Origin of the sequence: Pseudomonas sp. S9, assembly GCF_000222125.1 — a bacterium.
Classification (GTDB): Bacteria; Pseudomonadota; Gammaproteobacteria; order Pseudomonadales; family Pseudomonadaceae; genus Aquipseudomonas; species Aquipseudomonas segetis.
Window position 1 is genome coordinate 285591 of record NZ_AFFX01000002.1, and the last position, 13130, is coordinate 298720.

13 protein-coding genes are annotated in these 13130 nt (G+C 57.6%); 12 read left to right on the plus strand and 1 reads right to left on the minus strand.

What is annotated here, in order from left to right; all coding sequences use genetic code 11:
* The first annotated feature begins 58 nt into the window (after window positions 1-58).
* The 7 genes from lysS (at window position 59) to PSES9_RS0105145 (ending at window position 6667) form a co-directional block, all read left to right on the plus strand.
* On the plus strand, window positions 59-1558 hold the full coding sequence (lysS, locus tag PSES9_RS0105115) for a lysine--tRNA ligase (RefSeq protein ID WP_010484758.1): 1500 nt from the start codon (window positions 59-61) through the stop codon (window positions 1556-1558).
* Between the two features lie 261 nt (window positions 1559-1819).
* On the plus strand, window positions 1820-2533 hold the full coding sequence (locus PSES9_RS0105120; protein WP_029529380.1) for a TetR/AcrR family transcriptional regulator: 714 nt from the start codon (window positions 1820-1822) through the stop codon (window positions 2531-2533).
* 96 nt (window positions 2534-2629) lie between these two features.
* Window positions 2630-3181, plus strand: coding sequence for a hypothetical protein (locus tag PSES9_RS0105125; RefSeq protein WP_010484762.1), 552 nt, complete (start codon window positions 2630-2632; stop codon window positions 3179-3181).
* A gap of 27 nt (window positions 3182-3208) precedes the next feature.
* Entirely contained in the window at window positions 3209-4504 is a 1296-nt protein-coding gene (locus PSES9_RS0105130) for a flavohemoglobin expression-modulating QEGLA motif protein (protein WP_029529381.1), read from the plus strand.
* Between the two features lie 212 nt (window positions 4505-4716).
* Complete coding sequence (locus tag PSES9_RS0105135; protein ID WP_010484765.1) at window positions 4717-5463, plus strand: TIGR00266 family protein; 747 nt, start codon at window positions 4717-4719, stop codon at window positions 5461-5463.
* Window positions 5463-6341 (plus strand): alpha/beta hydrolase, encoded by an 879-nt coding sequence (locus PSES9_RS0105140; protein ID WP_010484767.1) that lies wholly within the window; start codon window positions 5463-5465, stop codon window positions 6339-6341. Before PSES9_RS0105135 ends, PSES9_RS0105140 begins: the two co-directional genes overlap by 1 nt.
* Window positions 6338-6667 carry a hypothetical protein gene (locus tag PSES9_RS0105145; RefSeq protein ID WP_010484770.1) on the plus strand — a complete coding sequence of 110 codons (330 nt, stop codon included), beginning with the start codon at window positions 6338-6340 and terminating at the stop codon, window positions 6665-6667. The genes PSES9_RS0105140 and PSES9_RS0105145 overlap by 4 nt, the downstream gene beginning before the upstream one ends.
* 90 nt (window positions 6668-6757) lie before the next feature.
* On the opposite strand, the gene PSES9_RS0105150 is transcribed toward PSES9_RS0105145, so the two are convergent.
* Window positions 6758-7102 carry a hypothetical protein gene (locus tag PSES9_RS0105150; RefSeq protein WP_010484772.1) on the minus strand — a complete coding sequence of 115 codons (345 nt, stop codon included), beginning with the start codon at window positions 7100-7102 and terminating at the stop codon, window positions 6758-6760.
* Window positions 7103-7302: 200 nt separating this feature from the next.
* Here PSES9_RS0105150 and ppc point away from each other — a divergent pair, with 200 nt between their 5' ends.
* From ppc to PSES9_RS0105175, 5 genes are all read left to right on the plus strand, one after another.
* Window positions 7303-9939, plus strand: a complete 2637-nt coding sequence (ppc, locus tag PSES9_RS0105155) for a phosphoenolpyruvate carboxylase (RefSeq protein ID WP_010484774.1) — start codon at window positions 7303-7305, stop codon at window positions 9937-9939.
* Between the two features lie 270 nt (window positions 9940-10209).
* Entirely contained in the window at window positions 10210-10857 is a 648-nt protein-coding gene (gene adk / locus PSES9_RS0105160) for an adenylate kinase (protein WP_010484776.1), read from the plus strand.
* A gap of 141 nt (window positions 10858-10998) precedes the next feature.
* Window positions 10999-11679, plus strand: a complete 681-nt coding sequence (gene tsaB / locus PSES9_RS0105165) for a tRNA (adenosine(37)-N6)-threonylcarbamoyltransferase complex dimerization subunit type 1 TsaB (RefSeq protein ID WP_010484777.1) — start codon at window positions 10999-11001, stop codon at window positions 11677-11679.
* Window positions 11680-11900: 221 nt separating this feature from the next.
* Window positions 11901-12245 (plus strand): hypothetical protein, encoded by a 345-nt coding sequence (locus PSES9_RS0105170; RefSeq protein ID WP_010484779.1) that lies wholly within the window; start codon window positions 11901-11903, stop codon window positions 12243-12245.
* Window positions 12245-13126 carry a DUF72 domain-containing protein gene (locus tag PSES9_RS0105175; RefSeq protein WP_010484782.1) on the plus strand — a complete coding sequence of 294 codons (882 nt, stop codon included), beginning with the start codon at window positions 12245-12247 and terminating at the stop codon, window positions 13124-13126. The genes PSES9_RS0105170 and PSES9_RS0105175 overlap by 1 nt, the downstream gene beginning before the upstream one ends.
* The last annotated feature ends 4 nt before the right edge of the window (window positions 13127-13130 follow it).

Sequence of the window (13130 nt, forward strand, 5' to 3'; positions counted from 1 at the left end):
GATGTTGGGCATCGCTGCGCTCAGCAACACCTACGAATACAGGAACAGACGGAGGACCATGAGCGACGAACAAATCGACCAGCACGATCTGCAACAGGAAGAAAACAAGCTGATTGCCCAGCGCAAAGAAAAGCTTGCCGCCGTGCGTGAGCAGGGCATTGCCTTCCCCAACGACTTCCGCCGCGACAGCTACTGCGCGGACTTGCAGAAACGGTATGTCGATAAGACCAAAGAAGAGCTGGCTGAAGCCGCGATTCCAGTCAAGGTTGCCGGTCGTATCATGCTCAACCGTGGCTCCTTCATGGTGCTGCAAGACATGACCGGGCGCATTCAGGTCTATGTCAACCGTAAAACCCTGCCTGAGGAAACCCTGGCGGCGGTCAAAACCTGGGACCTGGGCGACATCATTGCCGCCGAAGGTACCCTGGCGCGCTCGGGCAAGGGCGACTTGTACGTTGAAATGACCAGCGTGCGGCTGCTGACCAAGTCCCTGCGTCCGCTGCCGGACAAGCACCATGGCCTGACCGATACCGAGCAGCGTTACCGCCAGCGTTACGTTGACCTGATCGTCAATGAAGAGGTCCGCCAGGACTTCCGCGTGCGTTCGCAGGTGATCAGTCATATTCGTAAATTCCTCGCTGAGCGCGACTTCCTGGAAGTCGAAACGCCAATGTTGCAGACCATTCCGGGTGGTGCAGCAGCCAAGCCGTTTGAAACCCATCACAATGCGCTGGACATGCCGATGTTCCTGCGTATCGCGCCTGAGCTGTACCTCAAGCGTCTGGTAGTCGGTGGCTTTGAGCGGGTATTCGAGATCAATCGCAACTTCCGTAACGAAGGTGTCTCGACCCGCCACAACCCAGAATTCACCATGCTTGAGTTCTACCAGGCTTATGCCGACTACGAAGACAATATGGACCTCACCGAAGAGCTGTTCCGTGAGTTGGCCCAGCTGGTCTTGGGTAGTACAGATGTGCCGTACCAGGGCAAGGTCTTCCATTTTGGCGAACCCTTCGTGCGCCTGTCGGTATTCGATTCGATCCTCAAGTACACCGATGTGACGGCCGAGCAGCTGCGTGACATTGACAGTGCCCGTGAGATCGCCAAGAAGGCTGGCGCCAAGGTGCTGGGCTTTGAAGGCTTGGGCAAGTTGCAGGTGATGATTTTCGAAGAGATGGTTGAGCCAAAGCTGGAGCAGCCACACTTCATCACCCAGTACCCATTCGAAGTCTCGCCTTTGGCACGGCGTAATGATCAGGACCCAAGCGTCACCGATCGCTTTGAACTGTTCATTGGTGGACGTGAGATCGCCAACGCCTATTCCGAGCTTAACGATGCCGAGGATCAAGCCGAGCGCTTTATGGCGCAGGTTGCGGATAAGGATGCCGGCGACGACGAGGCCATGCACTATGATGCTGACTTTGTTCGCGCGCTGGAATATGGCATGCCGCCGACTGCGGGCGAAGGTATTGGTATCGACCGCCTGGTGATGCTGCTGACCGATGCGCCCTCAATTAGGGATGTGATCCTATTCCCGCACATGCGACCGCAAGCGTGAGACGCTGAGCAAAAGCCGCCTTCGGGCGGTTTTCTGCTTCTGGGGCCAAGGTGTCGCAAGGTGATATCACTTCGTCTATTGAGTGAACCTGCATGAACTGCATTGTTGGGCAGTATGAGGCTGCGTAGCCCCGTGTAACTTTCCAGCCCCCGCAAAGGTCAATACATAGAGCTGGACACCGACGGCTTGCCGGTGAAGTCAATAAGTCTAGGGAAGGTCGCGAAACTCTTTTATACGTATGTGTTAGAGGACTGTCTGCCTGTGAAACGCGTAATGACTCAAGACGATGATAGCTTTGCAGCAACTGCTGTAACCGACAATATCCAATACCAGGGACGTAAAGCCAGCAGGGCTGGTAGTGAGAAACGCCGCCAAGCCATTCTTGAAGCAGCGTTGCGTATTATCGTGCGCGATGGCGTGCGCGCTGTTCGTCACCGGGCTGTGGCTGCCGAGGCGCAGGTGCCGTTGTCAGCGACCACCTATTACTTCAAAGATATCAACGACCTGATAAGCGACACCTTCACTCTGTTCGTGGAGCGTTGCGCGGCTAACCAGACCGAGCTGTGGAGCAGCAACGACGCATTGTTGCAAGAGCGCGTGAGCCATTTTGATGGTTCACCAGCCAGGCTGCGGGCCTTTGCCGATGAAGTGGCGCAGATGGCGGTTGCCTTCGTACGCAGCCAACTGATTGACCGTCGCGATCACTTGCTGGCTGAGCAGGCATTTCGCCACGAAGCGTTGCTCAATCCCCGCTTGCACGATCTGGTGCGGGCCCAGGCGCAAATCGTTTTGCACGGAGCGACACGTTTCTTCGCTATGATCGGCTCAAAGCATCCGGCCGAGGATGCAATACTCTTGACGACTGCAGTCGAGCGCATGGAATATCGAGGGCTTATCGAGGGCGTTGATGCGCTGGACATTGAAGCAATGTTAGCCATTCTTAAACGGTATCTGTATTTGGTCCTGGGCGTTTAAGCAATCGCAGCCAGCAGGCTGCGATCATCGAAGGGCCCGGGCATCGAGTGGCAGCGATCGGAGCAGTACACAACCCGATTTCCCAAGGAGAGCTGAATGAAAGCCTGGCGTGCGTTGGTCGCCTTGTCCTTCCTGTTGTTGAGTGGCTGCCTGGTTACCTTCAAAGATCCGATTCCGGCCAATGAAGCGGCGCCTATTCCGTTGCTGGGCGAGTGGTCGCGCAAAAACGAATGGGGAGAGTTGCAGTACCTCGAAATCAGCCGCTCGGGCTCCAATACCTACAAGGCGAGAAGCTTCGAAGGCAGCCTGGATAATCTTGATGATGTCGAGGAGTACGGTTTCACCGTCGCTCATCATGGTAGCCGCTGGTATATGTCGACCGGCTTGCCCAAGCGTTTGGGCGCCAATTTTGTAATCCTCGGCTTTGAGTTGACGCGCAACAATGAGCTGGTGTTGTACAGTCTCGATGTTGAACGCATGCTGCAAGAGCTTGAAGAAGGTCTGTGGCAGGGCAAAATGGTGGAAATGCCGGTGGGCGAGGGTGTGCTGATCACCTCGCCGATGGAGCAGGTTTTTGCATACCTGAATGATCCTGCCAATTCGGACGTGTTTATCGAGGTTGCGCGCTTTCAGCGTGAAGCCGAGTAATTCTGGTCTTGAGGCCGCGAGGGAGTGATGAACAGTCATGTAGGTTTGGATGATTATCAATTAATCGTCCGTGCGTTGTCAGACAGGATCGTCGAGGCGCAAACGCCCATTCGGGTACTGGATGCGGTGAAGTGGGACGAAAGCGTCCGCAGCGAGTTTCTCAAGCACAAGGGAAAAATGCTGCCCAAGGTCGACCGGGCCTACTATGACAGTCGTCCGCTGGCCTTTGATGCGACGGCAAAAAAGCTCGAATTTCAGAATATCGAACGCGATATCACCCGCCAGCTGGGGCAATTCAACCCGGTTGGCCAGATTATGCGTCGCATGTGCCGCGAGTACCGCATGGTTATTCGCATGCTGGAAGCGCGCGGAACCGAGGACTTCGGCCTTATTTCGCAAGACCTCTATGGCGCCGCCTCGGATGCATTCCATGCCGGTGATCCCACCCTGGCTGACCTGGGCGTCATGTTCTCGGGGTTTCTCAATAACATCGACAGCCGGGGCGACTTGAAGGATGAGGCCAAGAATCTCAACGCCAAGGCTGCGGTCGATCTGTTGCAGCATCGCCTGAACAAGGTGTTCGGCGAGCACGAGGATACCATTCGCGTATTCGAGTCCGACGGTATCCTGGCGGACGCAGCGGCCGGCGCGGATTACATCAAGATTCGTACCGATGCGATGTTCAACGAGCGCGACGTCAAGGCGCTTGAGGTCCATGAGGGACTGGTTCATGTCGCAACCACCCTCAACGGCCAGAACCAGCCGATTTGCACCTTCCTTGCCAAGGGCCCGCCGTCCTCGACCGTGACTCAGGAGGGGCTGGCAATCCTGATGGAGGTGATCAGCTTCGCTTCGTATCCAACCCGCCTGCGCAAGTTGACCAACCGTACCCGCGCCATCCACATGGCCGAAGAGGGGGCTGATTTCCTGCAGGTATTCGAGTTTTATCGCGAGCAGGGCTTTAGCCTCGAAGAAAGCTACAGCAATGCCAATCGGGCCTTTCGTGGGTCGACGCCAACGGGCTTGCCTTTCACCAAGGATCTCTCCTACCTGAAAGGCTTTATCATGATCTACAACTACATCCAGCTTGCGGTACGCAAAGGCAAACTGGAGCAGATCCCGCTGCTGTTCTGCGGCAAGACCACGCTGGAAGACATGCGTACCCTGCGCCAGTTGGTTGATGAAGGCCTGGTGGTGCCACCCAAGTACCTGCCACCACAATTCAGTGACTTGAACTCCTTGTCGGCGTGGATGTGTTTCTCCAACTTCCTCAATAACCTGAGCCTGGATCGTATTGAGGCCGACTACGCCAACATCCTGTAGCGTCCTGTACTTTGCTGATGCTGCGTTTGAGTTGCCCCCGAAAATGCTCATTTACCGGAGTAAACTCCGCTTTTTCAGAAGGGCTGCGTCTTGCCTGGCCTGCGCTCGCCACGCCCACGATTTGTATTGGTAGCGGGGATAATTAAAGGGCTGTTTAAGATCTTCGGTCTAAGGAACATCTGAAAATATATGTTCAGTATTAAGGATTTTTAATGAACAGCCACGAACTTGAGTACGAAATTCTTGGTAACTCGGCGCAAAGCGTCGAGGTGATTCTGGACCCGGGGGAGACGGTGATTGCCGAGGCCGGGGTGCTGAACTACATGACCGAGGATGTGCGTTTTGAAACCCGCATGGGCGATGGCTCATCCTCTGGCTTGCTGGGCAAGTTGTGGAGCGCGGGCAAGCGCATGGTCACCGGTGAGTCGATGTTTATGACGCACTTCTCCAATACGGGTGACAAGCAGGCACGGGTGGCCTTTGCCGCACCGTATCCGGGCAGCGTGGTGCCGGTCTCACTGGCCCAGGTGGGTGGTTCGCTGGTCTGCCAGCGAGATTCGTTCCTGTGCGCAGCGCGTGGTACATCCATCGGCATCAGCTTTAACAAGCGCCTGGGCGCCGGTTTTTTTGGCGGCGAGGGTTTCATCCTGCAAAAGCTTGAAGGCGATGGCCCGGTGTTCCTGCATGCGGGCGGCACCGTTATTCGCAAAGAGTTGAATAATGAAACCTTGCGCCTCGACACCGGTTGCCTGGTCGGCTTCAGCTCAGGCATCGACTACGATATCAAGTTGGCTGGCGGGCTCAAGAGCATGCTGTTTGGCGGAGAAGGGATCTTTCTTGCAACGCTCAAGGGCACCGGCACCGTATGGATTCAAAGCTTGCCTTTTTCACGCCTGGCAGAGCGCATCTATGAGGCAACCTACAAGGCTCGTGAAGAAGTCCGTGCAGGCGGCCAATGATGCGCGCGCTTGTATTGTTGGTGATTGTCCTGCTGCAAGGTTGCAGTTCGCTGTTGTTCTATCCCACCAAGGGGTTGCCCTTCACTCCTGAGCGCGCCGGGCTGGCGTTTCACGACGAATACCTGGTCGCCGCCGATGGCACGCGCCTGAATGCATGGTGGCTGCCGGCAAAGGCTGGAGTGGAGGTCAAGGGCACTATTCTCTATCTGCATGGCAACGGCGGCAACATGGCCATGCACCTGGGTGCGCCCTGGTGGTTGCCTGAGCAGGGCTATCAGGTATTGATGCTCGATTATCGCGGTTACGGCCTGTCTGAGGGTGAGCCGAGCCTGCCTGAGATTTATCAGGACATTGATGCGGCATTTGCACAGCTTGACGATACTGCCGAGGTGCACGGCAAACCCTTGTTCGTGCTTGCCCAAAGCCTGGGCGGTGCATTGGCCGTGCATTATCTTGCCGAGCACCCGCAACAAGCCAAGAGGCTTGATGCCTTGATCATCGACGGCACCCCCGCCAGCTACCGTGAGGTTGCCCAATACGTGCTGAGCACCTCCTGGCTCACTTGGTTGTTGCAAGTGCCATTAAGCGAGTTCGTCCCCGATGACGAAAGCGCAATTACTGCAATTCCCAGGCTCAAAGGCTTACCATTGCTGATTTACCACAGTATCGATGATCCCGTGGTGCCGGTATCCAACGCAATAAGCCTGTATCAGGCAGCGCCCGCGCCGAGGGTCTTGCAGCTGACCCGTGGTGGTCATGTGCAAACCTTCAATTACCCTACCTGGCGTGAAGTGCTGCTGCTGTTTATGAGTGACCCGCAAGGCTTCAAGGGCCTGCGCCGCTTAGCCGAAGTTCCTAACTCTGAGAGTCCGCAATGACTGAACGTGATCCTGCAATTCCAATGATTCTGACCGCTGTTGCCACTGTTTGCGCCACTGTCGCGGTATTGACCTACTACGGTTACGTGCAATTTTCCAAGCCGCAGGATGCCTTGCTCTTGTCTGAATTCACCATGCTCAAGACGGTGCCGGGCGAGGACTACAAAGTATCCCTGCAGCCTGCTTCACAGGTCGCCAAGTGCGTCGACGGTATTGTGGTGATGTTCGATACCGAGCAAAAAGGGCTGACCGGGGTCTTGGTCAATAATCGCAAGCAGGCGGTGCACTGCATCGGTGAAAAAACACCACAGCAGGTCATGCCCTGACCATCACTGAATCCTTCGCGGCCAGCTGTGCTGATCTGCCCTGGCCGCTTGCACCTCAGGCGTATTCATTGACGTCTCGGTTGCAAGCGGCTAGTGATCCGCGCTTTTCAGTTGCTCGTTCAGGTCATGCAGGTATTTGCGAGACAAGGCCAGAAAGCGCGGTGTAGGGCCAATGTCCTCGAACAATGGATCACCTAGCTCGTCGGTCGCCACCACATGGCTGCCTTTTACATAAGGCAGGCTGGCCTCCAGCTCCTCAAGTGCGGCGCCAATCAGCTCACCGAGCAGTTCTTCCGGGCTACGCTTGGGATACATTTCCGCCAGCGCAGCCACCCGCGCGGCAGCTTCGACATCCAGGCGGATTTGATAAGGGCTGCGGGTCAGGCGACCCTTGGCGTTCTGTTCCCAATGGCCTACCAGTTCGCGAATTCTCATGACTAACTCATCCTTTGCCCGCTCGTGGCAGGCTTCAGTGCGATCTTGGTTCGGCGTGATTTTCTGAAGCACGCCTACTACACAAGACTAGACCGCAAATAGTCCGGCTGAGTTCGATGTCGTGCGCTTGTAAGAGATTGCCGCAATGGGGCACTCTTGGCTTACGCACCACTCTTTTTGACGTAGCGGGGAGCACTGGCATGGCTGAAATAGACGCGCGCCTGCGCGAAAACGTCCACCAACTCGGCGAGTTGCTTGGGCAGACTATCTGCACGCAGTACGGCGATGAGTTTCTCGACAAGATTGAGCGTATCCGCAAGGGCGCAAAAGCGGCGCGACGCGGCTCCAAAGAAGGCGCGCAGCAGCTAAGCGAGACCCTCAATAACCTTGAGGATGATGAACTGTTGCCGGTGGCACGTGCCTTCAACCAGTTTCTGAACCTGGCCAATATTGCTGAGCAATATCACCGCATTCGCCGGCGTACCAGCGCCGAGCCAGAGCCCTTTGAGTCGCGTGTCCTGGGTGAGTTGCTGCAGCGTTTACTCAGCGGTGGCCACGGCAAGGACGAGTTGGCCAGGCAGTTGGGCCGTTTGGATATCGAGCTGGTGCTCACCGCGCATCCGACCGAGGTTGCACGGCGCACCCTTATTCAAAAATACGATGCCATCGCCGCTGAGTTGGCGCAGCAAGATCACAGTGACTTGACCAACAATGAGCGTCAGCAGATCAGCGAGCGCTTGCGCCGGCTGGTCGCCGAGGCCTGGCATACCGAAGAAATCCGTCGTACCCGGCCAACGCCGGTGGATGAAGCCAAATGGGGCTTCGCGGTTATCGAGCACTCGCTGTGGCAGGCGGTTCCCAACTTTATGCGCCAGGCTGATATCGCCTTGCAGGGCGCCACAGGTTTCCGCTTGCCGCTTGAAGCCGCGCCGGTACGCTTTGCCTCCTGGATGGGGGGTGACCGCGATGGTAATCCGAATGTCACCGCCGCGGTCACGCGCGAAGTGCTCCTGTTGTCACGCTGGATGGCAGCGGATCTGTATCTGCGCGACATCGACCAGTTGGCGGCTGGGCTGTCGATGCAAGAGGCCAGCCCGGAACTCTGTGCTGCGGTGGGTAAAACCGCAGAGCCTTATCGGGCGCTGCTTAAACAGTTGCGCGAGCGTCTGCGGGCGACACGTCGCTGGGCGCAAGAGGCATTGCACAGTCAAACCCAGGCCAGCGAGGCGGTTCTGCACGACAATCGCGACCTGCTGGAGCCGCTGCAGCTGTGTTATCGCTCCCTGCACGAATGCGGCATGGGTGTGATCGCCGATGGGCCTTTGCTGGATTGTCTGCGCCGCGCGGCGACATTTGGCCTGTTTCTAGTCCGGCTGGACGTGCGCCAGGATGCATCTCGACATGCTGCGGCGTTGAATGAAATCACCGACTACCTCGGGCTGGGCAGCTATGCCGAGTGGGATGAAGACCGGCGTTTGCAGTTTTTGCTGACCGAACTGGAAAATCGCCGTCCATTGTTGCCGGAGCACTTCAAGCCCAGTGCGGATACCGCTGAAGTATTGGCAACCTGCCGAGAAGTTGCCCAGGCGCCAGCAGCCTCCCTGGGCTCATACGTGATTTCCATGGCGGGCGCATGTTCAGATGTGCTGGCGGTGCAGCTATTGCTCAAGGAATCCGGGCTGCAGCGCCCCATGCGCGTGGTTCCGCTATTTGAAACCCTGGCGGACCTGGACAACGCAGGGCCGGTGATCGAGCGTCTGCTGGGCATAAAAGGCTATCGCGCCAGGTTGCATGGCCCGCAAGAAGTAATGATCGGCTATTCCGACTCATCCAAGGATGCTGGCACCACCGCTGCCGCCTGGGCGCAGTACCGGGCGCAGGAAGCCCTAGTTGATATTTGCAAGGCACATGATGTGGAACTGCTGTTATTTCACGGCCGCGGCGGCACGGTGGGTCGTGGCGGTGGTCCTGCCCATGCGGCGATCCTGTCGCAGCCGCCGGGCTCGGTTGCAGGGCGTTTTCGCACCACCGAGCAGGGCGAGATGATTCGTTTCAAGTTTGGACTGCCGGATATTGCCGAGCAGAACCTGAATCTGTACCTGGCTGCCGTACTCGAGGCTACGCTTCTACCACCGCCAGCCCCGCAGCCGGCCTGGCGCGAAATGATGGATAAACTCGCTGCCGATGGCGTTGCAGGCTATCGCGCCGTGGTACGGGAGACGCCGGAGTTCGTTGAGTATTTTCGCCAGGCAACCCCTGAACAGGAGCTGGGCCGTCTACCCTTGGGCAGCCGTCCGGCGAAGCGCAGGGCCGGTGGTGTCGAGAGCCTGCGGGCCATTCCATGGATTTTCGCCTGGACTCAAACCCGGCTTATGCTCCCGGCATGGCTGGGTTGGGACCGCGCGCTCAATAACGCATTGCAACGCAATGAAGCCGACTTGCTGGCGCAAATGCGCGAGCAATGGCCGTTCTTCCGCACCCGTATCGACATGCTTGAAATGGTGCTGAGCAAGGCTGATGAAGCCATCGCCGGCCTTTACGATGAGCGGTTGGTTGATCCTGCACTTCAGCCCTTGGGTGCGCATTTACGCGACCTATTGTCGCAGGCCTGCGCGTGCGTGCTCGGGCTGACCCAGCAGTCGCAACTGCTCGGTCACAGTCCGGAGACGCTGGAGTCGATCACCGTGCGCAACACCTATCTCGACCCGCTGCACCTGCTGCAGGCTGAGTTATTGGCGCGTTCGAGGATGCGTGAAAATCAGGCAGACACCCCTCTGGAACAGGCTCTTTTGGTGAGTGTCGCCGGTATTGCCGCCGGTTTACGCAATACCGGTTAAGTCGGCAACTGTTTTATTCAGGTCTATGGCCCCCCTGGGCAGGCTGCATCCCCGTTTTAAGGGGGATGCAGCGCCAAGCAGCCGAATGCCGGTTGGCAGCCGCTGGAGGTGTATCCGACTTTCGGTGGCTTGTGCAGGGGGGGACTGCTGTGTATCTTGATCGGCCTTTGGCAGTTTGTTGCGCAAGTGTGCGGCTGCCCTGAATATTCTGAGATTGGCCCCAAGAGGCGAGTCCACTGATTTATTACTTACAATTTGAGGAGCACATCGATGCGCGTGATTTTGCTAGGGGCGCCCGGTGCCGGAAAAGGTACCCAAGCGGGCTTCATTACCAAGAAGTTCGCGATTCCACAGATTTCGACTGGCGACATGCTGCGTGCCGCGGTAAAAGCCGGCAGCCCGCTTGGCCTCAAGGTCAAGGGCGTGATGGACAGCGGTGGCCTGGTTTCCGATGAGATCATTATTGACCTGATCAAAGAACGCATTACCCAGCAAGATTGTGCCAATGGTTTCCTGTTCGACGGTTTCCCGCGCACCATTCCCCAGGCAGAAGCGCTCAAGCAGGCAGGGGTGAATATCGATTACGTGGTCGAGATCGCCGTTGAAGACGAAGAAATCGTCAAGCGTATTGCTGGTCGTCGCGTTCACCCAGCCTCTGGCCGTGTGTATCACACCGAATACAATCCGCCGAAAGTTGCCGGCAAGGATGACGAAACAGGCGAAGAGCTGATCCAGCGCGAAGACGACAAGGAAGAGACAGTACGTCATCGCCTGTCGGTCTATCACTCGCAAACCAAGCCGCTGGTAGACTTCTACCAGAAGATGGCTGCTGCCGAAGGCACGCCTAAGTACAGCGCCATCGCAGGTGTTGGTTCAGTCGATGAGATCACCACCAAGGTCTTGGCTGCACTGTCTTAAACGACCGTCTAAACTCGACCCGGCCTGTATTCCAACAACGGCTCGCTTAGGCGGGCCGTTGTTGTTTCTCAGGGTTGCACGCCTACAGCTTCTTGTCTCCAGCGTTTATACTGCGCGGCCATCTGTTTGCCGGACGCCGCCATGACCACCCTGTTGGCCCTCGATACCGCCACCGAAGCTTGCTCGGTTGCTTTGCTGCACGACGGCAAAGTGCTCAGCCATTACGAAGTGATACCGCGCCAGCATGCGCAGCGCCTGTTGCCGATGATCAAGGCTTTGATGGCTGAGGCCAGCCTGCCCATGTCGGCGCTCGATGCCATTGCGTTTGGCCGCGGGCCCGGGGCGTTCACGGGTATTCGTATTGCTATCGGTGTGGTGCAGGGCCTTGCCTTCGCCTTGGATCGACCGGTTATTCCTGTCTCCAATCTGGCGGTGTTGGCGCAACGTGCCATGCGCGAGGAGGGCGCTGTTCAAGTTGCCGCAGCGATTGATGCGCGCATGGATGAGATCTATTGGGGCTGTTACCAGGCGCAGCAGGGTGAAATGCGCGTGGTCGGGGGCGAAGCCGTGATGGCTCCGGGGCTTGCCAGCCTGCCGGACGGCGCCACGGGTGACTGGTTTGCTGCAGGGACAGGCTGGGGCACGTTTGCCGAGCGCATTGCAATCAAGCCAAGTGCCCAGGCTCCATCGATGTTACCCCATGCCCAAGACTTGCTGGCGCTGGCCCAGTTCGCCTGGGCGCGGGGCGAGTCGCTGGTTGCAGATGACGCGCAACCGGTGTACCTGCGTGACCAGGTGGCAACGCCAAAAGCATCGAGCTAATGAGTCGGCCGGCTTTTATGTTCGTACACTGGCCTGTCGCTTGGATATGGCCGTTTGAGCAGAAAAGCTCGCGGCTGGTCACTTGTGGATTGCCAAGTGCTTTACACAGGTTTAGATTGCAGCTGCAAGCACCGTAGTTACTGATGATCAGGTTGTTGAGGAGCCTTCTGGGCCACCCCAGCAATACCCGGCGCAGTGGCTTCTCAGAGGTTTCATAGTTAATGCGTATAGACGGCTCCATAGTCCCATACTCGCCAGATCGTGGCCCTCGCTCGGGGACTGCGGTCACCCCGTATCGCGAAGCCCAGCGCGAGGCTGAGACGCGTCGTGAACAACCGACGGCAGTGGGTGCGAGCCAAGGTTTTGAAACTGCACCGCAGATTCGTCGGGTGCAAGCTTCCAGCGAGAGCGCGCCGAGTCGTACCAGTCAGGCGCAGGACCTGGTCTACCAACAGCCGGCGATCAGCAGTCGCGCCTCGCAAGCGATTGCCAGTTACAGCACCACCGCACAATTCATTACCGAATCCGATGCGCAGCAGGTGCTGGGTCTCGATCTCTACGCCTAGTGTTACCGTATTTTCTTGGCTGCCCATCATGGAGCGAGGCCGCCTGGCGCGGCTCGATCTATGCCCAAGGCACGCGTCCGACTGATTTCCTCAAGCACTACTGCCAGCTGTTCAATGCAGTCGAAGGCAACACCACCTTTTACGCGCGCCCAGCGGTTGAAACCATCAGCAAATGGTCCGAGGCAATGCCTGAGCACTTCCGCTTTTGCGCGAAATTGCCACGGGATATCAGCCATTGCGATGACCTGCGCGAGCAGTTGCAGGCGCTGGATGATTTTCGCGCACTGCTGGCCCCCCTGGGCGCACGGGTGGCGCCGTACTGGTTGCAATTGCCTGCAAGCTTTGGCCCACAACGTTTGGCTGAACTGGCGCTGTTGATCGAGCACTGGGGCACAGGTTCAGGCCATTTTGGCGGTCGGGCCCTGGCCATTGAAGTGCGTCACCCTGAGTTTTTTGCCAAGGGTGAAGCGGAGCGTGCGCTTAATCGCCTATTGCTTGATCAGGGCGTGGAGCGCATTTGCCTGGATTCGCGAGCGCTGTTCAGCTGCAACTCCGGCGAGCCGCACGTTATCCATGCGCAAGACAAGAAGCCGCGTTTGCCCACACGACCCACGGCGTTCAGCCAGGCGCCACAACTGCGCTTTATTGGCCATCCCGAGGTGCTTGAGAATGATCCATTTATGGCGCCTTGGCTGGATAAGGTCGCCAGTTGGATCGAACAGGGCTTGAGCCCTTATGTGTTTTTGCACACCTCGGATAACCGCCTGGCGCCACAGTTGGCTCGACGCTTTCATCAGCAACTGATGACGCGCTTACCCGGGTTGCCCGACTTGCCTGTACTTGAGATAGAAGCCCCGGCAGAGCAACTGGGGCTTCTATAGACGG

Excerpts from the sequence above, each read along its gene's own strand:
- PSES9_RS0105150 (WP_010484772.1), bottom strand. The coding sequence starts at position 7,102 with ATGAGAATTCGCGAACTGGTAGGCCATTGGGAACAGAACGCCAAGGGT.
- lysS (WP_010484758.1), top strand. The coding sequence starts at position 59 with ATGAGCGACGAACAAATCGACCAGCACGATCTGCAACAGGAAGAAAAC.
- ppc (WP_010484774.1), top strand. The coding sequence starts at position 7,303 with ATGGCTGAAATAGACGCGCGCCTGCGCGAAAACGTCCACCAACTCGGC.
- adk (WP_010484776.1), top strand. The coding sequence starts at position 10,210 with ATGCGCGTGATTTTGCTAGGGGCGCCCGGTGCCGGAAAAGGTACCCAA.
- PSES9_RS0105145 (WP_010484770.1), top strand. The coding sequence starts at position 6,338 with ATGACTGAACGTGATCCTGCAATTCCAATGATTCTGACCGCTGTTGCC.
- tsaB (WP_010484777.1), top strand. The coding sequence starts at position 10,999 with ATGACCACCCTGTTGGCCCTCGATACCGCCACCGAAGCTTGCTCGGTT.
- PSES9_RS0105130 (WP_029529381.1), top strand. The coding sequence starts at position 3,209 with ATGAACAGTCATGTAGGTTTGGATGATTATCAATTAATCGTCCGTGCG.
- PSES9_RS0105140 (WP_010484767.1), top strand. The coding sequence starts at position 5,463 with ATGCGCGCGCTTGTATTGTTGGTGATTGTCCTGCTGCAAGGTTGCAGT.
- PSES9_RS0105170 (WP_010484779.1), top strand. The coding sequence starts at position 11,901 with ATGCGTATAGACGGCTCCATAGTCCCATACTCGCCAGATCGTGGCCCT.
- PSES9_RS0105125 (WP_010484762.1), top strand. The coding sequence starts at position 2,630 with ATGAAAGCCTGGCGTGCGTTGGTCGCCTTGTCCTTCCTGTTGTTGAGT.
- PSES9_RS0105135 (WP_010484765.1), top strand. The coding sequence starts at position 4,717 with ATGAACAGCCACGAACTTGAGTACGAAATTCTTGGTAACTCGGCGCAA.